This is a genomic window from Streptomyces sp. NPDC029151 (assembly GCF_055564315.1).
On record NZ_JBVHWQ010000005.1, the window covers coordinates 193357 to 213958 of the forward strand.

The following is a 20602-nucleotide window of genomic DNA, read 5'->3' on the forward strand; positions in this document are numbered from 1 at the left end:
GACCAGCTCTCCGCCTTCGCCGACGAGGTCACCCGCGTCGCCCGCGAGGTCGGCACCGAAGGACGCCTCGGCGGCCAGGCCGACGTCAAGGGCGTCAAGGGCACCTGGCGGGACCTGACCGACTCGGTCAACTTCATGGCGGGCAACCTCACCGCCCAGGTCCGCAACGTCGCCCAGGTGGCGACGGCGGTGGCCAAGGGCGACCTGTCCCAGAAGATCACCGTCGACGCACGCGGCGAGATCCTCGAACTCAAGAACACCATCAACACGATGGTCGACCAGCTCTCCGCCTTCGCCGACGAGGTCACCCGCGTCGCCCGCGAGGTCGGCACCGAAGGACGCCTCGGCGGCCAGGCCGACGTCAAGGGCGTCTCGGGTACCTGGAAGGCCCTCACCGACAACGTGAACGTGATGGCGTCGAACCTGACGGGCCAGGTGCGTTCCATCGCGCAGGTCGCCACCGCCGTCGCACGGGGAGACCTGTCACGCAAGATCCGCGTCCAGGCCGAGGGCGAGGTCGCCGCACTGGCCGACGTGATCAACACGATGGTGGACACCCTGTCCGCGTTCGCCGACGAGGTCACCCGCGTCGCCCGCGAGGTCGGCACGGAAGGACGCCTCGGCGGCCAGGCCCACGTGCCGAACGTGGCCGGCACGTGGAAGGACCTCACCGACAACGTCAACTCCATGGCGAACAACCTGACCGGTCAGGTCCGCAACATCGCTCTGGTGACGACCGCCGTGGCCAAGGGCGACCTGTCGAAGAAGATCGACGTGGACGCGCGCGGCGAGATCCTGGAGCTCAAGACGACCATCAACACGATGGTCGACCAGCTCTCCGCGTTCGCCGACGAGGTCACCCGCGTCGCCCGCGAGGTCGGCACGGAAGGACGCCTCGGCGGCCAGGCCGAGGTGGAGGGCGTCTCGGGCACCTGGAAGCGGCTCACGGAGAACGTCAACGAGCTGGCCGGCAACCTGACCCGGCAGGTCCGGGCCATCGGCGCCGTGGCCAGCGCCGTGGCCGAGGGCGACCTGACCCGCTCGATCACGGTGGAGGCCTCCGGCGAGGTCGCCGAGCTCAAGGACAACATCAACTCGATGGTGGAGTCGCTGCGCGAGACCACCCGGGCCAACCAGGAACAGGACTGGCTCAAGACCAACCTGGCACGCATCGCCGGCCTCATGCAGGGTCACCGGGACCTTCCCGTGGTGGCCGAGCTGATCATGGACGAGCTGACGCCGCTGGTGTCGGCGCAGTACGGCGCCTTCTACCTCGCCGAGGACGGTGACCGCGGTCCGGAGCTGCGGCTCGTCGGTTCCTACGGCAGGCCCGACGACGACGGGCGGCCCACCCGGTTCTCCTTCGGCCGCTCGCTGGTCGGCCAGGCCGCGCGCAGCCGCCGTACCATCACCGTCGACGAGCTGCCGCAGGGCTACGTGACCATCTCCTCCGGGCTCGGCCAGGCGGTGCCGACCGCACTGGTCCTGCTGCCGATCCTGTTCGAGGACCAGGTCCTCGGCGTCATCGAGCTGGCGTCGGTCGCCGCCTTCACGTCCATCCACCGGGACTTCCTGGAACAGCTCCGCGAGACGCTCGGCGTCAACGTCAACACGATCGTGGCCAACGCCCGCACCGACGAGCTGCTGGAGGAGTCGCAGCGGCTGACCGCCGAACTGCAGGCGCGTTCGGCCGAGCTGCAGTCCCAGCAGGACGAGCTGCAGCGCTCCAACGCCGAGCTGGAGGAGAAGGCGTCGCTCCTGGCGACGCAGAACCGCGACATCGAGGCGAAGAACCTGCAGATCGAGCAGGCCCGGCAGGAACTCGAGGCCCGCGCCCAGCAGTTGTCGCTGGCCTCGAAGTACAAGTCGGAGTTCCTGGCCAACATGAGCCACGAGCTGCGCACCCCGCTCAACAGCCTGCTCATCCTCGCCCAGCTGCTCGCCCAGAACCCCTCGCGCAACCTCACCCCGAAGCAGGTCGAGTACGCGGGAATCATCCACTCGGCGGGCAGTGACCTGCTGCAGCTGATCAACGACATCCTGGACCTGTCGAAGGTCGAGGCGGGCAAGATGGACGTCGCTCCCGAGCGGGTGCCGCTGCGCCAGCTCATCGAGTACGTCGAGGCGACCTTCCGGCCCATGACGACCCAGAAGGGCCTGGAGTTCGCGGTCACCACCGCGGCGGGGTCGCCCGCCGACCTGCTCACCGATGACTCCCGGCTGCGGCAGGTGCTGCGCAACCTGCTGTCCAACGCGGTGAAGTTCACCGAGCAGGGCAGCGTCGAGCTGGCCATCGAGCCCGCCACGGACGAAGAGGTGCCGCACGACGTCGTGCGCGGCGGTGCCGTCGTGGCCTTCCGGGTGCGGGACACCGGCATCGGCATTCCGGAGCAGCACCTGGAGTCGATCTTCGGGGCGTTCCAGCAGGCGGACGGCACCACGAGCCGCAAGTACGGCGGAACCGGCCTCGGACTGTCCATCACCCGGGAGATCGCGCATCTGCTCGGCGGTGCCGTGGCGGTGAACAGCACGCCCGGCCGGGGCAGCACCTTCACGCTGTACCTGCCGGTGGCCCGGCCGGACTTCGAGGAGCTGCTCGACGCCGGCCGGCCCGCCCTGAATAGCCCGAAGGCACCGGCCGAGCTCGCATCGGCCGCCACCGCCGCCCAGACCACCGCTCCGCCGCAGCCGGCGATTCCCGAGCAGCGGCCGCGTCGGCTCCTGGTGGTGGAGGAACGACCGCGTGGGCTGCTGACCCTGGTCGCCGAGAGCGTGGTCGCGGACGTGGCCCGGCACAGCCCGGACGAGGGCTCCCCGCTGCCGGCGGTGGACGTCATCACCGCCGTGGGAGCGCAGGAGGCGGCGGGCGCGCTGGCCACCGAGTCCTGCCACTGCGTCGTACTGGATCTGGACATGCCCGAGGGCGAGGCGGGGCGGTTCCTGCAGGCGCTCGAAGGCGACTCGGGCCTGGCGAGCGTGCCGGTGCTCATCCACAGCAGCCACCGGCCGGAGGTGGCACGGGCCGAAGCGCTGCGCTCGCACGGCGACGACGGGTCCCTGGAGTTCCTGTCCAGCCTCGACGAGCTGCGCGAACGCATCGCCCTGCACCTGGCCGCCGAGGCACCCGGGGATGTGCTCTCCCTGGTCCGGGTCGAGGACCCGCAGGACCTCGCACCGCCGGTGGACGACAGCTTCCGGGGCCGTACGGTCCTGGTCGTCGACGACGACGCACGCAACCTGTTCGCACTCAGCGGGATCCTGGAGATGTACGGCTTCCGTGTGCTGCACGCGGAGAACGGGCGCAAGGGCATCGACGCGCTGCTCGCCAACTCCGACATCTCGCTGGTGCTGATGGACGTGATGATGCCGGAGATGGACGGCTACACGGCCACCGCCGAGATCCGCAAGCTGCCGCAGTACGCCGAGCTGCCGATCATCGCCGTCACCGCCAAGGCGATGCCCGGCGACCGGGAGAAGTCCCTGTCCTCCGGCGCGAGCGACTACGTCACCAAGCCCGTCGACACCCGCGACCTCATCGCCTGCGTCCGACGCTGGTTGTCCGCGTGAGCGCGCCGGTACCACCCGCCCACGGGGCGGGTCCGGGACGGCGCGGCGCGACCCGCCTCCGAGCGTCGTTCAGCCGAGGAGCGTGCACATCGTGAAGACGCCCGAGCAGCTGCCCGAACCGGGCGGCGCCGAGCCGGACACCGCGCCGCAGGATCTCGCGGACGTCTCCCCCACCTCCCCCGTCGGCAGGCTGGCCGCCACGGTGGAACGGCTGCGCCGCGAGGTCCGTACCGCTCACGCGGAGGCGGAGGGCCGGGCGCTGATCGAGCTGGCCAAGGGCATCCTGGTCGAACGGCTGGGCTGCGGCCCGGCGCAAGCCGCCCGGCAGCTCGCGGAGCTGACCGAGCAGGCCAAGGTGACGCCGCTGGAGTTCGCGGTGGAAGTCATCAACCAGGCCGCTCGCGACCGGGTGTCGGAGATCGCCGGCACCTTCCTGAGCGCCGCCGTCGAGACGCCCGCGCGTCAGGCCGCCGCCCTGCAACTGCGGGCGGCGGAAAGCGGCGCGCTGGCCGCGAACGACACCCAGGACGTCGCCAACGCTCTGCTGGAGCACGCCCTGCGCCCGCTCGGCGCGGTCGCCGTGGCCGTGTGGAGCGCGGACGCGGACGGCTCGCTGACGCTCAGCGGAAGCGCCGGCTTCTCCCCCACCGAGGCCGTCCGCTGGCGGTACGTCCCGCCGGAGGTGGCGACCGTGGCGCGCCGGGGGCTGACCGAGCGCTCCGGCCAGTGGTTCGAGTCGCTCGCCGACACCGGGCTGCCCACCATCGGCCGGCACATGTATCCGGTGGGTGGCCGGGTCGCGGTACCGGCCGGCACGGGGGGCCGCATCCACGGCGTCCTGGAGATCGCCTGGCCCGGGCGGCTGGAGCCACAGCCGCCGCAGATCGTCCGGCAGGTGGAGGCCCTGGCCGAGCTGTGCGCGCACACCCTGGAGACGTACACCCTCCAGCGCCTGGACCAGGAGCCGCGGATCCTGCCGGACGCCGCCGAGCTGATGGACCTGGCCGACGGTCTGCACGACCCCGCGCTGGTGCTGGTGCCGCACATCGACGGCTCCGGCCAGCTGGTGGACTTCCGCATCCAGCACGTCAACAACCGTTTCCTGGACCCGGCCGGCCGGCCGCGCGCGGTGATCAGCGGAGCGCTGCTGCTCGAGGCGTACCCCATGGCCGCCGGGAAGAGCGAGCTGTTCCAGCGGGTCGAGCGGGTCTACGCCACCGGCGAGCCGTTCCGGGGCCGCCGGATGCATCTGACCGCGCTCGTCGACCAGGTGTCGCTGTCGGCGGTCGCGGACATCAGCATCAGCCGGCACGGCAGCAGCGTGCTGCTGATCTGGCGTATCGAGGACGAGACGGCACGGCTGGCGAGCCTGCTCCAGCACGCCCAGCGTCTGGGCCGGATCGGCGGCTTCGAGGAGAACCTGCTCACCGGCGAGATCACCTGGAACGACCAGCTGTTCGACCTCTACGGCCGGTCCCCGTCGAGCACGCCCGTACCTCTGGAGGAGCTGCCCGCGCACGCGCACCCGGACGACGCGGTGGCCCTCGGCCGGTTCTTGCGGACGCTGATGCACCACCGCCGGCCTGCCTCCGCGGCCTTCCGGCTGCAACGCCCCGACGGTGTGACCCGGCACATCCGCGTGGTGGCCGAACCGGCCCTCGACACCGACGGCCGGCTCTTCGTCGTGCGGGGCGCCTACCAGGACATCTCCGCCCAGCACTGGACCGAGGTGGCGCTCGCCGCCACCCGGGACCAGCTCGCCCACACCGAGCAGCAGGCGACCGAGCGCAACCGCCTGACCCTGCAGTTGCAGCACGCCATCATGCCTCCCGCGCACGCCCCCCTGACGGTGCCCGGCCTGGAGGTCGGGGTGCGCTACCGGCCGGCGGAGACCGAGCATCTGGTGGGCGGCGACTGGTACGACGCCGTGGTGCTGCCGTCCGGGCGGGTGCTGCTGTGCGTGGGTGACGTCGCGGGTCACGGCATAGAGGCCGCCACGAGCATGGTCGTTCTGCGCAACGCGTTGCGTGGCCTCGCCGTGACGGGCGCCGGGCCGGGCCAGCTGCTGTCCTGGCTGAACATCGTGGTCCACCACCTGACCGGCGGGGTCACCGCCACCGCGGTGTGCGCCCTGTACGACCCGGACCAACGCAGCCTGCGCTGGGCACGGGCCGGCCACCTTCCGCCCGTGCTGGTCCGTGGCCGGGAGGCGGCCCCGCTGCCGCTGGTCAAGGGCCTGCTGCTGGGCGCGCTGCCCGAAGCCGTCTTCGAGGAGGCTGAACTGCAGTTCGCGCCGGACGACATGCTGCTGATGTATACCGACGGGCTCATCGAGCGCCGGGACCGGTCGGTGGAGGAGTCCCTGACGCACCTGCTGACCACGGTCCGGGACGCGCCGAAGGCCCTGGACCAACGGCTCGACCGTCTGCTGACGTACAGCAGGTCGGACACGGACGACGACACCTGCATCGTCGGCATCCGCGTGACGTAGGTCCGACTCGGGTCACCGGGCCGGCTCCGCCAGCACACCGAGGGCTGACGAGGCCGAACGCCTGCCGGTGCTGAGGGCCGCCCCCTTGCCCGGAAAGCGGCCCGCACCGGCTGAGGGGTTCATGGGAGTTGAGCCGCTCGCAGCGCATCCTCAGGATGACGGTCCAGCGGGTGCGCACCGGGCGCCTGCTGGTCGGTCAGGTGCGCTCGCGGCGGGAACGCCTGGTCCTATGCCCGGGGTGTGCCGTCCCAGCGCCATGTGGTCGGACACGGGTGCCCGGGTAGTTCGGCGCGTCCCGTGGCCCACAGGAGGGTGGTCCAGCCGTCCGTGGACGACGGTGCGTCCGGAAACAGCCGGGCGAGCACGCGGGAGCACAGATCGGCAGGCGGGCTCCATGCCAGATCGAGCCCTTGGGTCAGATCGTGCGTGTGCACCAGGGTCTCCACGATCCCCATCGCGGCGAAACCCTCGGGATCCGAGATGCCGAAGACGTGGTGAGCGCGGGTCTCCGGGGGCGTGGTGCGCACCATGGCGACCAACAGCGCGCCGCTCGCTTCCAGGACCTGCAGCAGGCCGGCGGGTCCCGCCTCACGGTTCGCGTGGATGGCGTTCGCCGGGCCACCGGGCCGTCGTCTCTCCCACGCGAAGGGCACTTCGCCGTCCAAGGGCGGGGCTTTGGGGCCCAGTTGCGCGGCGTAGGCGAACAGGTCGTCGCTGAGGTGCTCGACCGTCTCCCAGCAGTCCCATTCCAGGGAACCGGCCCGGCGTTCCCAGGCATCCGGGGGTGCCTCACGGAGGACCGCCACGGCAAGCTGCACGGCAAGGTCAAGGTCGTCGGCGGTGACGGGGGACCGGGAGAGGCCGTCATCGGTTGATCGGGGCATGGCAGGACCGTACCGCGACCGGAAGGAGCCGCACCTCCTGTTGATCAGCCGGCTGTCGACGGTGAGGGCATACGACGGGATGTCGTCACCGCCCGGCCACACCGCCTTCCACACAGTTCCCAGGACTGTTCGTCGCCGCTTCGGCCCAGGTCTGCAACGCGTCACGGATCGGCCTGTTCCGGTCACGTGCCGGGGGCGGCAGGTAAGCCGGGGCCGTGACGAGAAGCATTACGGTCGGGGACGCCGTACCCGACGGCCGACTCGACGCTCGGGCAGCCCGGGAGAAACATGCAGAAGGTCTTCGACAGCACGGACTTCCACGTACGCGACGCTCTCGACGCGTGGACGGAGGCCACCTCGGACACGGTGATGCCGACGAGATTCCGGCTGGTCGGCACCGACACCTTCCACGGCTGGCTGAAGGCCATACCGCTGGGACCGGTGCGGGTCTCGGCCATGGCCTACCACTCGTTCCGCTCGCTCCGCACGCCCCAGCTGATCCACAAGTCGGATCCGGAATGCCTGCAGATCGCACTCGTGCGGTCGGGCGAGCACGTGCTGGAGCAGAACGGGAGTCAGGCGCGGCTGCGGCCGGGACAGATGGCGGTCTTCGACAGTTCACGTCCGTTCGAGAGCTTCGCCGACGGCGAGTCGCTGCTCGTTCAGTTCCCGCACACCCTGCTCCCGCTGCCGGCCCGCTGCCTCGACCGCGTCCTCGCTCGCCCGCTCCCCGCCGACAGGGGCATCGGATGTCTGCTGGCGCACTTCATGACCCGCATGGAGGAGGACGACGCCGGCTACACGCGGCAGGACGCCATGCGACTCGCGACCGTCGGCCTCGACCTGGTCACCGCCGTGCTCGCCCACCACGTGGAGCGCGAGAGCGAGGTCCCGGCCGACTCCCGGCAACGCGCCCTGTATCTGCGCGTCACCTCGTACATCCGGCGGCACCTGGGCGATCCCACCCTCACGGTCGGCTCGATCGCGGCAGCGCACCACATCTCGGTCCGCTCGCTGCACCGGCTCTTCCAGCAGCACGGGGAGAGCATCCGCGTATCCGTCCGCGCCCAGCGCATGGAACACTGCCGCCGGGACCTGGCCGACCCGATGAGACGTCATCAGCCCATCGCCGCCATCGCGGCCCGCTGGGGATTCCCCCGTCCCGCGGACTTCACCCGCGCCTTCCGGACCCACTACGGCATCACGCCCAGCGAGTACCGGGACCACGCGTACGGCCGCGCCCTGCGCACCGGCAAGTGAGGCAGGCGTCCGGCCTCCGGGACGAGCGTGTCCCGGACGCCACGTCGCTTCCGAAGTGCTGTTGCCGTGGACCATCGTCGCCGGACACACCGGCTGCCCGCCTTGGCGTGGAGCGCCGGACACTTGGCCGGGAGTGCCGGCCAGTCGTCCCATGCCTCCGCATCTCAGTCCCGGTGCCTCCGGAGCCCTCCGCCACGTGCGCGAGCCGCCTTCCGCGCCGGAGATCTGCTTCGCGATCTTCGCTAACGTCCCTGGAGCTCGATGAACAGGGAGAGCCGGTCAACACGGCCCACGCGGAGCGCCGGGCCGCGGCCTGGCGCTTTCGAGACGGCAAGATTCCCTGTTTGCCCCCATCTCGTGTACAACCTTCCGGGGCGGCCACCCGTCTCATCCAGCATCAGAGTCACACGACCAAGGGGGACGAGATGAGACGTTTCACAGCGGCAGTGGCGGTGCTCATGCTCACGGGCGCCGCGCTGGGAACCGCGGCGAGCACCGCGGGCGCGGCCCCGGCGCAGGGGTCCCGCTCCGTGGTGGCCTGCCCGACAGGCTGGGGCAGCGGCGCCAAGAGCGCTGCCGCCACGGGAGCCGATCACCTGACGGACGTCAGGACCGGACAGCACGAGTGCTACGACCGCATCGTGTTCGACGTGCCCGGCGGCGGCGACCGGATCGGCTACCACGTCCAGTACGTGGACCGGTTCCAGGCGGATCCCTCGGGCCAGTACATACCCGTCGCGGGCGGGGCGATCCTCGACATTCACGTCGACGCGTGGAGCTACGATCTGGAGGCCGGCGCGCCGACCTACCCGGGACAGGTGGGCAAGACCCTGCCCGGCGTCGACATCAGCGGGTACCGCACCTTCCGGGACACCCGGTTCGGCGGCACCTTCGAAGGACAGACGCAGGTCGCTCTCGGCACGCGCGCCCGACTGCCGTTCCGCGTGACCCAGCTGACCGACCGGATCGTCGTGGACGTGGCCCACAGCTGGACGAGTTAGCCCATCTCCGGTCGGGAGAACGGGGCGTGCCGGTGACGGCGGCGCTGGAACGCACGCATCGTGCGGGACGACCGTGCCGCCGTCCGGCGCGCCCTGATCGCCGAGCCGTCCGGGCGCCGGAGGGCCGGGGGCGCGGTCGGCCGGTCAGATCAGGACCAGCACGGCGATGATCGCGATCAGGGTGATGACCGTACTGGCGGTGATCAGGCCGAGCCGGGCCGGAGTGTAGAGCCCGGCGTCGAGCTGACGGCCCACCGAGCGGTAGCGGATCGTGCCGTATCCGCTGATGAGGAGTCCGGCAAACAGCATGATCGCGCCGGCGGCGACGGCATGGAGTCCGCGGTGCGGCGCGAACTTGGCCACGGCGACGCCCAGAGCGGCCATGCTGATGCCCGTGCGCAACCAGGCGAGGTAGGTCCGTTCGTTGGCCAGGTGGTCGCGGGCGCGACTGCCGGTGTTGGCGGTGGCCGTGGCCTCCTTGGGCGCGTCTCGACTCATCTGCTCCTCCCGCGGCTGGTGCCGTTGCCCCGCTGCTGCCGCCATCGGTGATCCACGCCGGTCCTGGTTCCGGCTGGATCGGACGGCGGTGCGCCGGGTCAGGTCCTGCGTACAGCGGGTGGTGCCCAGCGCCCGCTGAGGACCTCGGGTCGGGGCGCGTACAGGCGCAACGTGACGCCCAGCGGGCCCGTGGGGGCGGGAAGCCAGTTGGCTTCGCGTTCGGGGCCGGGACGGGCGTGGCTGATGAGGATGTCGAGGGAGCCGTCACCGTTGTGGGTCAGCCGGTCGCGGTCGCCGAGCGCGAAGCGGTTCAGCTCGTTGGGTGCCTGGAAGCCGGCCGCGTCGTACATGGTGACGGACCAGAAGGCGGAGACCGGAGGCAGCGCATCGGCGTCGAAGTGCAGCACGTAGTCGCGCTCCCCCATCAACGGCTCCGCGTCGGCATCGACACCGAGAACCGGGTAGACGGCGTCTTCGGGCTGGTTGGCACCCAACCCGACCATGCTGACGACGGCGCGCTGGAAGTAGTCGTTGCCGTAGACCCCGATGCTCTCGGTGACGATCGCCCAGCCGTTGACCTGCCGCCCCAAGGAGGTGCGGGCGTCGAGCATCTGCTGTCGGGCCTCGTCGACACCCGTCTGCATCTCCCCCAGTTGCTCCCGAGTGAAGTCGCCGTCCGCGAAGGGGCGCCCGGGGACGAGACCCAGACCGGCGATGCGGGCCAGGACGGAGAAGTCCGTGGCGTGCGGGGGATGCAGGCGGAGCAACTCGGCGCCGCGGCGGAAGAACTCGACGGCGTTGAGCCCGTTGACGAAGGAGAGCGGCTCCTCGGTGACGGGTTCGGTGCGCTGCTCGGCGTCGTCGGGCGCCGGCATGCGCGGGGTGATCGTGTATCCGTCCTGGATCGCGTTGACGGACTTGTAGTCGTCGGGACCGTTGGTCTGCGTCCGGCCGATGACCCAAACGTAGGGCGTCGGCGCTTGGATGAGTGTGCCGTCCTGCGGATCTTCCACCCGGTCACCGGGCGCCACGAGCGTGTAGCGTTGCGTGCCGGTACCCGTCGTTCGTTTGCCCGGTGCGGCGAACACGTCTGTCCACATGTCGAGCATCGGCAGCAGGAAGTACCTGTCCTCGGTGTCCTGTACGGTCACGTCGACCGGTCCGTGGGTCAGGTCCAGCCAGGCGGTCGAATACAGGGTGTCGAAGTTCGGCCGGACGACGAGACGGAAGTCCGCGGACGGGAACTCACGGATGTGGTGGAACTGGTTGGGCAGCCCCAGACCGGGCTTGAGGCCCGCCGGCACGCTCACGCACTGTTCACGAGTGACGTCCATCGTCACCAGCGGATACAGGTAGATGTAGGCCTCACGGCTCAGAGTCCGCAGGTCATCGGCCAGCTTCGTCATGAACGTTGCTCCTGCCCTCTGCACTCGGGACACGAAAGAGGGGACGTCCTTTCCCAGGCTGACACGGCCCTCGGTGGTCGGCGACACGAGGCGCCGGGCGAGGAACCGGCACACGCAACCACACCTACCGGCAGGGACTTCCCGAACCGTTCGGCGAGCTGGGCGAGCAGCTCGCCGCTTCCCGCCGCCCGCACTCCGCCTCGGCCAGGCTCTGCCCGAGGCTGCGATCAGACCGCCGGCAGGCCGGTGGCCGAGGGGCGGCTTGCACAGCCGTGGCAGCCCGACGCCCATGGCCACCGTTCTCTTGGGCTGCCCTCAGGCGACGGCCTTGCCATCTCCGATTGCGACATGACATCGCCCCGGCGGATTCGACGGTCGCCCGCGCGGCGGTGTCGGCGGCGCGAGCCGGCCGGGGCACCGCACGGTGGGGGCGCCCGGGCCGCCTTTCCCGGCACGCCCTCGGATTCAGCCGTTGAGGTTCCGCATCAGCTCGGGGGCGTAGCGATCGCCCGAGACGATGCCGCGCGGGGCCACGGCTTCGATGGCGGCCACGTCCTCGTCGGTGATCGATACGGTGGCGGCCGCGACGTTCTCCTCCAGGTAGCGGCGGCGCTTGGTGCCGGGGATGGCGACCGCTCCCTGGTGCAGCACCCAGGCGAGAGCCAGCTGGGAGGGCGAGACCTGCTTGGCCGCGGCGATGCGGCGTACCTCGTCGACCACGGCCAGGTTGCGGGTGAAGTTCTCGCCCTGGAAGCGCGGGTCGGTGCGACGGAAGTCGTCGGCGGCGAAGTCGTCCGGGCTGGTGATCGCACCGGACAGGAACCCGCGTCCGAGCGGCGAGTAGGCGACCAGGCCGATCCCGAGCTCGTTCAGGGTGGCCACGACCCCGTCGTCCTCGATGCCGCGCTCGAAGAGGGAGTACTCGGTCTGGACGGCCGTGACCGGGTGGACGGAATGGGCGCGGCGGATGGTCCGCGGGGCGACTTCGGACAGGCCGATGTAGCGGACCTTGCCGGCGGCCACCAGTTCACCCATGGCGCCGACGGTCTCCTCGATCGGCACCTGCGGGTCGACCCGGTGCAGGTAGTAGAGGTCGACGTGGTCGGTGGCCAGGTGGCGCAGGGAGCGGTCCAGGGAGCGCCGGACGTACTCGGGACGTCCGTTGTGGCCGACGAGGGTGCCGTCGTCGGTGAACTCCACGCCGGTCTTGGTGGCGACGACGGCCTGCTCGCGGCGGCCGGCGAGAGCCTTGCCGAGGAGCTGCTCATTGATGAAGGGACCGTAGCTCTCGGCGGTGTCCAGCAGGGTCACGCCCAGTTCCAGGGCGCGGTCGATGGTGGCGAGGGACTCGGCCTCGTCGGTGCTGCCGTAGAAGGCGCTCATTCCCATGCAGCCGAGTCCTTCGACGGAGACGGTGAGGCCCTGGCTGCCGAGGGGGCGGAGTTTCATGGTGATCTTCCTTGCTGTTGCGGGTCGTCCCGCGTGGGTGACTGGCTGGTCGTGCGTCCGGTGCGCTGCGGTTTCGGCCCGGGGGGCGGCCGGGTGCCGATCGCGGCGAGGCGGTGCGCGGCGGCGGTGAGGTGCCGACGACGGGGAGGGTGTGAGGTTGCCGGGTCGTGGGGCGGGGCGGTCAGCGCACCCAGGTGCCGGTGAGAGCCTGGGCGGCGGAGCCGTCGAGGTCGGCGAGGGTGGTGGCGACGAAGTCGCGGGCCCACTGCGAGGTCTGGATACGGAAGGGCGGGTGGGCGGCCGTCAGGGCGTCGACGATCGGGGCGGCTGCCTCGGCCGGGGTCTGGGCGTTGGCGAACGACTGCTGGGTGCGGGTGATGTAGGCCTCGAGTGCCGGGCCGTAGGGCCCTGCGGTGGCGAGCAGCGTCGGGACGTCCAGGCCGAGATTGGCGACGAACTCGCTCGCCACCGCGCCCGGCTCCACCACGGTGACGTCGACGCCGACCGTGGCGGCGACCGGTGCGAGGGACTGCATGAAGCCCTCGACGGCGAACTTGGCCGCGCAGTAGGCCTCGTTGAAGGGTTGGCCGACGGCGCCGCCGACACTGCTGACGGTGATCAACCGGCCCTTCGACGCACGCAGGTGCGGCAGGGCGGCCCGGGTCACCGCCACCACGCCGAAGAAGTTGACCTCCATGGCCGCGCGGACGTCGTCGACGCTGCTCTGCTCGATGGTGCCGACCTGGGCGGCACCGGCGTTGTTGACCAGCGCGTCCAGGCGGCCGTGCTCGGCGACGACCTCGTCCAGGCAGGCGGTGACGCGGGCGGTGTCGGTCACGTCCAGGCGCTTGACCTGGATCCGGTCCGCGACGCCCGCCTCGGCGGCGGCCTTGAGCACGGCCTCGGCCTTGCCTGTGTCGCGCATGGTGGCGATGGTCGTCCAGCCCGCGCGGGCGGTGCCGACGGCGGCGGCCAAGCCGATGCCGGACGACGTACCAGTGATCAGAACCGTTTTCGGGGAGGTCATGCGATCTTCCTTGCTGGGAGCACAACGGGGCGACACCCGTAACCGGGGAGTTCCCCGGTTGTCTGCAACCGTAAGTGGGGAACTCCCCGGTTGTCCAGCTAGACTGGTCCCCGACGAAGGGAGCAGCCTTGACCACCAAGCCGAGCGCGTTGCGCGCCGACGCCCGTCGCAACCGCGAGCGCATCCTCGAGGCGGCCGTGCGCGCCTTCTCGGAGAAGGGCCCGGACGTGGCGATCGACACGATCGCCAAGGCCGCGGGCGTCGGCTCGGCCACGCTCTACCGCCACTTCCCCACGCGCGAGGCGCTCATCGAGGCGGCCTACCGCAACGAACTGGCCCGTGTCTGCGACAGCGCGCCGAAGCTGCTCGCCGACAACCCGCCCGACCGGGCGATCCGCCTCTGGATGGACGGCTTCATCGACTACGTGGCTGCCAAGCAGGGCATGGCGGACGCCTTGCGCGCCGCGGTCGCCTCCGGTGCGGACCCTTTCGCCGAGACCCTCGACAAGCTCGGCACCGCGCTCGCGACCCTGCTGCACGCAGGCGCCGACGCCGGCCTCCTGCGTCCGGACATCGACCCCCTCGACGTCGGCTTCAGCCTGGCCGGCGTCGCGCTGATCACCAGCGCTCCCGACCAGCGCGAACGGGCCGGCCGCCTCCTCGACCTGCTCCTCGACGGCCTGCGCTACGGAGCGGACGCACCGGCGTCCGGCTCGTGACCCGACTCCGGCCGCGCACGGTCTGATCTCAGGCGCCGGCGGGAGCGCGGGTCCGGTCGGCGGGGTGCGGGGTGCTGGTAGGAGCCCTCGGCGGTCTGGAGCGGTTTCACCGCATCCAGCGGACGAACGCGTCCCAGCCCGGCTTGGGAGTCCTCGCGGCCCTCCAGATCGCACGCCTGTCGGTAGCGGACCCTGCCCCGGTCGGGCCGGCCTTCTCTGAACCGAGCTCCGTCACCTGATCAAGTCGGGGTATCGGTGCCCCGATCGATCTCGTGATCGGCGCGGAAGTCGAAGAAGCGCAGACCGCCGATCACGGCTCCGGACTCGATTTCGTGCAGCGTCCAGGGATGGGCGGAGTAGTCGTCTGTCGCGACACCTCCCTGTTGGAGGAGCAACCTGACCACCTGATGCACCTCCCCGGTGCCATCGACGCGACCGGATATGTCGATCTGAACGGCCCAGGCAGGGCGGTGACCGACGGATTCCGCGAGGATCGCCACCTCGTCGGGGTCCCAGTCGGCGAACAGGGAACCCGTCTCCTCATCCTCGACACCGACGTAGAGACCGCCGGCGAAAGTCCACCTGTCCCGTTGCCGAGTCAGATGACGATCCAGCGTGGCAACCGTCTCTGATCGCTCGGACGCGGGAAAGACGAAGACGCTGCGCATGAGGGGAGCGTAGCTTCACGAACGGGCGCGGGCTCAGCCCGGTGAACGGCACCATCCAGGACGGCGATCATGCCATCCAGCCCCTGCACCGGCGTCCGCGCAGGGGCGTGACACCATGACTGCCCTCCAGCCCACAGATCAGGGGGAATCCGTGTCGAACGAGCTCGTCACCGTCTGTCTGCCGCCCGAAGCCGGCCTGGATCTGCGCGCTTCCATAGCGGCAGCCATCGCGCCTTTCGACATGAACCGGAACGAGGAGCCCTACCAGGGGGAATGGGACTACTGGTGGCTCGGCGGGCCGGGCAAGGAGTTCGTGGTGCTGCCTGGGCATGAACACGATCCACGCCTGGTCCGGGAACCGTTCACCGCCCGCGGGGAGGCCCGCGCCTGGAGTCCCCGCTGGTGCGACGCCGGCCCCCGCGGGCTGCTCGATTTCGAGACGATGCGCACTCTCGCTTCCGCCGGCGCCGAACGAGAGTGGCGGCAGCGGGAGGACTTCGCCACCGCCTCGGCCGAGTTCGATCTCCCTGCCCACTTCCGGCGCCAGGGCGAAGGCGCGGTACCCACGGATCATCTGCTCACCCTGGACGGGGTGTGGACTGACGGCACGGATCCGTCACGGCCTGGCTACGGCAGTGACTACCTGCCCTTCGTCAATGCCTACCTGGACGGCCTGCCGCCGGACACGCTCGTCGTGCGCGTCCGGATCCATTGCTGACTCTTCACGACCAGTTACCAGCACGGCGACACCCTTGCCCGCGTCGGCCACCGGGCCGTCTCGTCATCGGTCCGAACCGCCGACGGCACTCGGGGCCGGGCCCGCGAGCCAGACGGTGATCAGCTTCTGCAACTCCCGGTCGGCGTGGGGACTCTCCCAGGACGCGAACCATTCGAGCTGCCGCCGGATGTTCCGCGAGCGGTCCGGGTGGCGCACCGCGACCACGTCGACGCCGCGCTCGCCCGTCGAGGCACTGATGTACACGCTGCTGTCGAGAGCCAGCATGCCGAAGCCCGGATGGCCCGCGTGAATGCCGAGGAACGCCGAGGCCGCGCCCCGGCCCATGATGTCCCAGCGGTCCAGGAGCCGGACCCGGGTCCAGACCGCCGGTGCGGCACGGCGGCCACGGTGCACGGTCTGCAGGAAGGCCCCGTGCGCGCGGGTGCCCTGGGGAAGCTGGACGAGGAACTCGCGCCGGTGGTCGAGAAGACCGGATGACACCGCGAGGCCGTACCAGTCCTCGTTGAGACGCTCGACGAGCCGCGGGGTGTCGTACCCGTGAGAGAAGCCGCCGGCAAAGTCCTCGGCCCGGTATCCGAAGACGAACGGCATCGTGCCGTGCGGCACAGCGTCCGGGATCACCTCGAGACCGGCCCGCCGCAGCGGCCGGTACACCTTGCGTTCGCGCTCCTGGGTACCCACCCGTCACTTCTACCAGGACCAGGGCGCCGGCCATCCCCCAGCCCGGCGCTCCCCCGTTTCCAGGCGACGTCGGTGAGGCGTCCTCAAGTGGTGCGGGTCTCGTACGGCTCGGTGCCTGTCCCGCTCGGTGCCGGACGGGTCGGGGGCCTCAGGAGCGAGCGGAGGTCGATGACGCGGTAGCCGCGGGCGGTGATCGCGTCGAGGATCTCCGGCAGGGCCTGTGCATCGATCACGTCGGTCCGGCCCTCGGTCGCGCCGACGTGCATCTGGAGGATCATTCCGGGTCGCAGGGCGTCCAGCGCCCGGCGCACCGCGCGGTCCACGGTCATGCCGCCCTCGGTGCCCTTCCAGCCGTTGGTGTCGGTGGTGAACTCGATGTCCGCGAAGCCCAGCCCGTTGACCTCCTTGATCTGGGCCGGGCTGGTCTCGCGTAGGGGAACCGGAAGAACGGGGTCAGGGCCGCTCCTGCCCCGGCCGCGCGCAGGGCACGGTCCGCTGCCCGGATCTCCCGGCTCCGTCCGGCGGCGGTCAGGTCCTCGAAGCAGGGGTGGCTGTAGGAGTGGTTGCCCAGCCCGTGTCCCGCCGCCGCGAGCCTCTCGACCACCTTGGGGAAGCGGTCGGCGAAGTCGCCGGTCAGGAAGAACGCGGCAGGCGTGTGCCGGCGCGCCAGCTCAGCGAGAACGCGGTCCAGGCCGGCGTCGTTCCAGGCCGCGTTGAACGTCACCGCGACCACCCGCTCGCGCGTACGGATGACACGGTTCTCCGAACCGAACAGTGCCCGCAGCCCCTCCTCGTCCGCAGGCGCCACCCGACGTGGTGAGAAAGCCCTGGCCGTTCCGGCGGAGGCCCCGGGCACCGCGCCCCAGGCCGCAGCGAGCAGCCCTGTGGCCACCAGGCGGCGGGAGACAAGACGTCGTACGGCGAGGCAGTGTGTTTCCATGCCACCGTGATCGGCCCCCTGACGCTGTTCCTTGAGCCCGTGGCCCGGCGGCCGCCGAAGGCCCGCTTCTCCCCCTGGCCCATCGCACTCGGCACCCTCTGGAACCACCCGCCCAGCGCGTCCAGTTCGATAATCGCCTCTTTGGGATTCACAAAGCATTCATATGAGATGATGTTCGGCCTTTCATGGACGTTTCGGAGCGACGGCCGGGCCGGCTCCGATAGAAGTCTTCCTGTCGTCCCGTCTGTCGCCACCTGTGACTGCCCATGACCGCTCGGGCGTGCGTGCGATTCCCCCAAGCCGCACATTACGGATAATTCCTGCCATCAGCAGATAAATCCACTCTTGTGCGGAACGGGCGCCGGGAAGACGATCGCTCCTCGTCCCCACCCCCTACCTGCGAGCAGTCCTTCATGAGCGAGCGGTTGAGCCTCGGCCCGGATGCCGCACGGCAACTCGCCAACACCACCAAGACGACACCGCAGATGCGCGGCATCACCCCGCGCTATCTGCTGCGCGCGCTGCCCTGGGTGGACGTCGAGTCCGGCGTCTACCGGGTCAACCGGCGCCGTACGTACGTCCTGGGCGACGACCGCATCAGCACGACCGACGACGACACGCCTCGCGTCATCCCGGGCGACCTCCGCGAACTGCCGTACCTGCGCGACGTGGACGACACACTGCTGGAGGAGCTGGCCGGCGCGTTCACGCGCGTGTCCTTCGAGCCGGGCGAGGTGCTGGCCCAGGAAGGCGCCCCGGCCGACCGGTTGTGGGTGATCGTGCACGGGCGCGCGGAGAAGCGCGCTGTCGGGCAGTACGGCGCGGACGCGCTCCTCGACGTCGTCGGCGACGGCCAGTTCTTCGACCTCGACGCGTGGACTCGCTCGGAGGTCATGCCGTACCGGGTGCAGGCACTGACCGCCGGCGTGGCCCTCTGCCTGGATCGCGCGGAGCTCGCCCGGCTCAGCGAACGGGAGGAGGGCTTACGGGGTGCGGTGGACGCTTACGCCGTCGGCGCCGACGTCATGGCCGGTGCCGAGGTTCCCATCGACCTCGCGGCAGGGCACCTGGGCGAGCCGGACCTGCCGGGGACGTTCGTCGACTACGAGGACGCGCCCCGCGAGTACCACATGACGCTCGCGCAGACCGTGCTGCGCGTGCACACGCGTGTCTCCGACCTCTACAACGGGCCGATCGACCAGACGCGGGCCCAGGCCAACCTCACCGTTCACGCACTGCGCGAGCGGCAGGAGGCTTCGATGCTGTACCACCCGGACTCCGGGCTGTTCAACAGCGTCGCCCCCGGGCAGCGCGTACAGACGCGCACCGGCGCGCCGACCCCCGACGACCTGGACGAGCTGCTGACGCGGGTGTGGAAGCAGCCCTCGTACTTCCTCGCCCATCCGAAGGCCATCGCGGCGTTCGGCCGCGAATGTACGCGCCTGGGGGTGCCCCCGGTGATCGAGCACCGCTTCGGCACCCCGCTTCTGACCTGGCGCGGGGTGCCGTTGCTGCCGTCGGACAAGGTGCGTCTGTCCGGAGGTGCGGGCGGGGGGACGAGCGAGATCCTGCTGATGCGGCTGGGCGAGGCGGAACAGGGCGTGGTGGGCCTGCGGCCGTCGAGCGTCCCCGACGAGGTGGAGCCGGGCCTGGCGATGAAGAACATGGGCACGGACCAGAAGGGCATCACGTCGTACCTGATGACGGCGTACTTCAACGCGGCGGTGCTGGTGGAGGACGCACTCGCTGTTCTCCAGAACGTCGAGGTGTTCAAGTACCATGACTACTCCTGACGTCGCCGGGTTCGGCGGCCTGACGGCGCCGGCCACTCCGCACCCGACCGGTTTCGCCGGACCCGGGTCCCCCGGGTTCACCGGCCGGGCCATGGCTCCGCAGCCGTCCGGCGCCCCGCGGGGTTTCTCGCCCGAGGCGGCCCGCCGGGATGTACCGGTTCTGCACCGGACGGTCAACGGCCGTCCGCTGATCTGGCTGGACAACGGCGCCACCACGCAGAAGCCCCGGCAGGTGATCGAGGCGCTGGCGGGGTTCTACGCCTCCGCCAACTCCAACATCCACCGGGGCGCGCACACCATGGCGCGTGAAGCGACGGAGATGTACGAGGCGGGCCGGGCCGCGGTCGCGCGGTTCCTGGGCGCGCCGTCGCCCGAGGGCGTCGTCTTCGTCCGGGGGACGACCGAGGCCATCAACCTGGTCGCCCAGAGCTGGGGGCGCGCCAACCTCGGCCCCGGAGACGACATCCTGGTTCCGGTGCTCGAGCACCACGCGAACATCGTGCCCTGGCAGCTGGTCGCCCAGCAGACACGAGCACGCGTGGTTCCCGTGCCCCTGCGGCCGGACGGCAGCCTCGACCAGGACGCGTACGCCGATCTGCTCTCCATGCGCACCCGGCTCGTGGTCATCAGCCACGCCTCGAACGTCCTCGGAACGGTGCCACCGGTGCGGGAGATGACGGCGCTGGCACATCGCTACCGGGCGAAGGTGCTGGTGGACGGGGCGCAGGCGGTGGCGCACCTCCCCGTCGACGTACAGGACCTGGGTGCCGACTTCTACACGTTCTCCGGCCACAAGATCTACGCCCCCACGGGCATAGGCGCCCTGTACGCCAGGCCGGAGATCCTCCGGACCATGGCGCCGTGGCAGTCGGGCGGCAACATGATCGAGTCGGTGAGCTTCGACCGTACGACGTACGCCGCGGTCCCGCACCGCTTCGAAGCCGGTACCGGCCACATCTCCGGCGTGGTCGGCCTGCTGACCGCCCTCGACTGGCTGACGTCCTTCGACCGCGAGGCGGTGGCGGACTACGAGACACAGCTGACGACCTACGCGCAGGGGGCCCTGGCCGAGGTTCCGGGCCTTCACCTGCTGGGCCCGGCGGCCGAGCGGATCGGCGTCCTGACCTTCACCCTGCCCGGCCACACGCCGGCCGAGATCGCCGACTGGCTGGACCACGACGGCATCGCCGTACGGGCCGGCCACCACTGCGCACAGCCGGCCCTGGCCCACTACGGCCTGGACGCGGCGGCCCGCGCGTCGCTCGCGCTGTACAACACCAGGGAGGAGGTGGACCGGCTGGTGGAGTCGCTGCTGGAGCTGCGGGCCGCCTGAGGCCAGGCGCTCGGTACCGCCCGCAGCCGGCCGGGGGGGGGGGGGGGGGGGGGGGAGGGGGGGGGGGGGGGGGGGGGGGAGGGGGGGGGGGCGGATGCTCCCGCCGCCTTCCTGTCTCCTTTTTCTCCTCCGCCCCCAGCGCAGGG

General features: G+C 70.9%; 17 protein-coding genes. 8 read left to right on the forward strand and 9 right to left on the reverse strand.

Annotation, left to right across the window (positions count from 1 at the left end; genetic code table 11):
* Together ACZ4VF_RS20740 and ACZ4VF_RS20745 are read left to right on the forward strand one after the other, a co-directional pair.
* A partial coding sequence (locus ACZ4VF_RS20740) for a HAMP domain-containing protein (RefSeq protein ID WP_467927593.1) occupies positions 1 to 3567 on the forward strand: 3567 nt, incomplete at its 5' end.
* Between the two features lie 91 nt (positions 3568 to 3658).
* Positions 3659 to 6058, forward strand: a complete 2400-nt coding sequence (locus ACZ4VF_RS20745) for a SpoIIE family protein phosphatase (RefSeq protein WP_467927594.1) — start codon at positions 3659 to 3661, stop codon at positions 6056 to 6058.
* A gap of 227 nt (positions 6059 to 6285) precedes the next feature.
* Here ACZ4VF_RS20745 and ACZ4VF_RS20750 read toward each other — a convergent pair whose 3' ends face one another.
* Positions 6286 to 6942 carry a hypothetical protein gene (locus tag ACZ4VF_RS20750; RefSeq protein ID WP_467927595.1) on the reverse strand — a complete coding sequence of 219 codons (657 nt, stop codon included), beginning with the start codon at positions 6940 to 6942 and terminating at the stop codon, positions 6286 to 6288.
* Between the two features lie 288 nt (positions 6943 to 7230).
* On the opposite strand from ACZ4VF_RS20750, the gene ACZ4VF_RS20755 reads away from it, so the two are divergent.
* The gene (locus ACZ4VF_RS20755) at positions 7231 to 8202 is read left to right on the forward strand and encodes an AraC-like ligand-binding domain-containing protein (protein WP_467927596.1); all 972 of its coding nucleotides are present in this window, start codon (positions 7231 to 7233) and stop codon (positions 8200 to 8202) included.
* 425 nt (positions 8203 to 8627) lie between these two features.
* On the forward strand, positions 8628 to 9203 hold the full coding sequence (locus ACZ4VF_RS20760; RefSeq protein ID WP_467927598.1) for an AMIN-like domain-containing (lipo)protein: 576 nt from the start codon (positions 8628 to 8630) through the stop codon (positions 9201 to 9203).
* 144 nt (positions 9204 to 9347) lie between these two features.
* Here ACZ4VF_RS20760 and ACZ4VF_RS20765 read toward each other — a convergent pair whose 3' ends face one another.
* The 4 genes from ACZ4VF_RS20765 to ACZ4VF_RS20780 all read right to left on the reverse strand — a co-directional run bounded on the left by ACZ4VF_RS20765 (position 9348) and on the right by ACZ4VF_RS20780 (position 13583).
* Positions 9348 to 9701 (reverse strand): YidH family protein, encoded by a 354-nt coding sequence (locus ACZ4VF_RS20765; protein WP_467927599.1) that lies wholly within the window; start codon positions 9699 to 9701, stop codon positions 9348 to 9350.
* A 98-nt stretch (positions 9702 to 9799) separates the two neighbouring features.
* Positions 9800 to 11107, reverse strand: a complete 1308-nt coding sequence (locus tag ACZ4VF_RS20770) for a DUF1254 domain-containing protein (RefSeq protein WP_467927600.1) — start codon at positions 11105 to 11107, stop codon at positions 9800 to 9802.
* Between the two features lie 465 nt (positions 11108 to 11572).
* A complete protein-coding gene (locus tag ACZ4VF_RS20775) occupies positions 11573 to 12556 on the reverse strand; it encodes an aldo/keto reductase (RefSeq protein WP_467927602.1) in 984 nt (327 codons plus the stop codon).
* A gap of 181 nt (positions 12557 to 12737) precedes the next feature.
* A complete protein-coding gene (locus ACZ4VF_RS20780; protein ID WP_467927603.1) occupies positions 12738 to 13583 on the reverse strand; it encodes an SDR family oxidoreductase in 846 nt (281 codons plus the stop codon).
* 128 nt (positions 13584 to 13711) lie between these two features.
* On the opposite strand from ACZ4VF_RS20780, the gene ACZ4VF_RS20785 reads away from it, so the two are divergent.
* Positions 13712 to 14302: a TetR/AcrR family transcriptional regulator gene (locus tag ACZ4VF_RS20785; RefSeq protein ID WP_467927605.1), complete on the forward strand. Its 591-nt coding sequence runs from the start codon at positions 13712 to 13714 to the stop codon at positions 14300 to 14302.
* Positions 14303 to 14541: 239 nt separating this feature from the next.
* On the opposite strand, the gene ACZ4VF_RS20790 is transcribed toward ACZ4VF_RS20785, so the two are convergent.
* Positions 14542 to 14970 carry a hypothetical protein gene (locus ACZ4VF_RS20790; RefSeq protein WP_467927606.1) on the reverse strand — a complete coding sequence of 143 codons (429 nt, stop codon included), beginning with the start codon at positions 14968 to 14970 and terminating at the stop codon, positions 14542 to 14544.
* A 151-nt stretch (positions 14971 to 15121) separates the two neighbouring features.
* On the opposite strand from ACZ4VF_RS20790, the gene ACZ4VF_RS20795 reads away from it, so the two are divergent.
* Positions 15122 to 15688 (forward strand): hypothetical protein, encoded by a 567-nt coding sequence (locus tag ACZ4VF_RS20795; RefSeq protein WP_467927608.1) that lies wholly within the window; start codon positions 15122 to 15124, stop codon positions 15686 to 15688.
* Positions 15689 to 15751: 63 nt separating this feature from the next.
* Here the strand turns inward: ACZ4VF_RS20795 and ACZ4VF_RS20800 are convergent, their stop codons facing one another.
* From ACZ4VF_RS20800 to ACZ4VF_RS20810, 3 genes are all read right to left on the reverse strand, one after another.
* The gene (locus tag ACZ4VF_RS20800) at positions 15752 to 16390 is read right to left on the reverse strand and encodes a hypothetical protein (RefSeq protein ID WP_467927609.1); all 639 of its coding nucleotides are present in this window, start codon (positions 16388 to 16390) and stop codon (positions 15752 to 15754) included.
* 83 nt (positions 16391 to 16473) lie between these two features.
* On the reverse strand, positions 16474 to 16719 hold the full coding sequence (locus ACZ4VF_RS20805; protein WP_467927610.1) for a hypothetical protein: 246 nt from the start codon (positions 16717 to 16719) through the stop codon (positions 16474 to 16476).
* The gene (locus ACZ4VF_RS20810; RefSeq protein ID WP_467927612.1) at positions 16716 to 17330 is read right to left on the reverse strand and encodes a polysaccharide deacetylase family protein; all 615 of its coding nucleotides are present in this window, start codon (positions 17328 to 17330) and stop codon (positions 16716 to 16718) included. Before ACZ4VF_RS20810 ends, ACZ4VF_RS20805 begins: the two co-directional genes overlap by 4 nt.
* Before the next feature lie 413 nt (positions 17331 to 17743).
* Between ACZ4VF_RS20810 and ACZ4VF_RS20815 the strand changes: the two genes are divergently transcribed.
* The gene (locus ACZ4VF_RS20815) at positions 17744 to 19123 is read left to right on the forward strand and encodes a family 2B encapsulin nanocompartment shell protein (protein ID WP_467927613.1); all 1380 of its coding nucleotides are present in this window, start codon (positions 17744 to 17746) and stop codon (positions 19121 to 19123) included.
* Positions 19110 to 20456: a SufS family cysteine desulfurase gene (locus ACZ4VF_RS20820; protein WP_467927615.1), complete on the forward strand. Its 1347-nt coding sequence runs from the start codon at positions 19110 to 19112 to the stop codon at positions 20454 to 20456. The genes ACZ4VF_RS20815 and ACZ4VF_RS20820 overlap by 14 nt, the downstream gene beginning before the upstream one ends.
* The last annotated feature ends 146 nt before the right edge of the window (positions 20457 to 20602 follow it).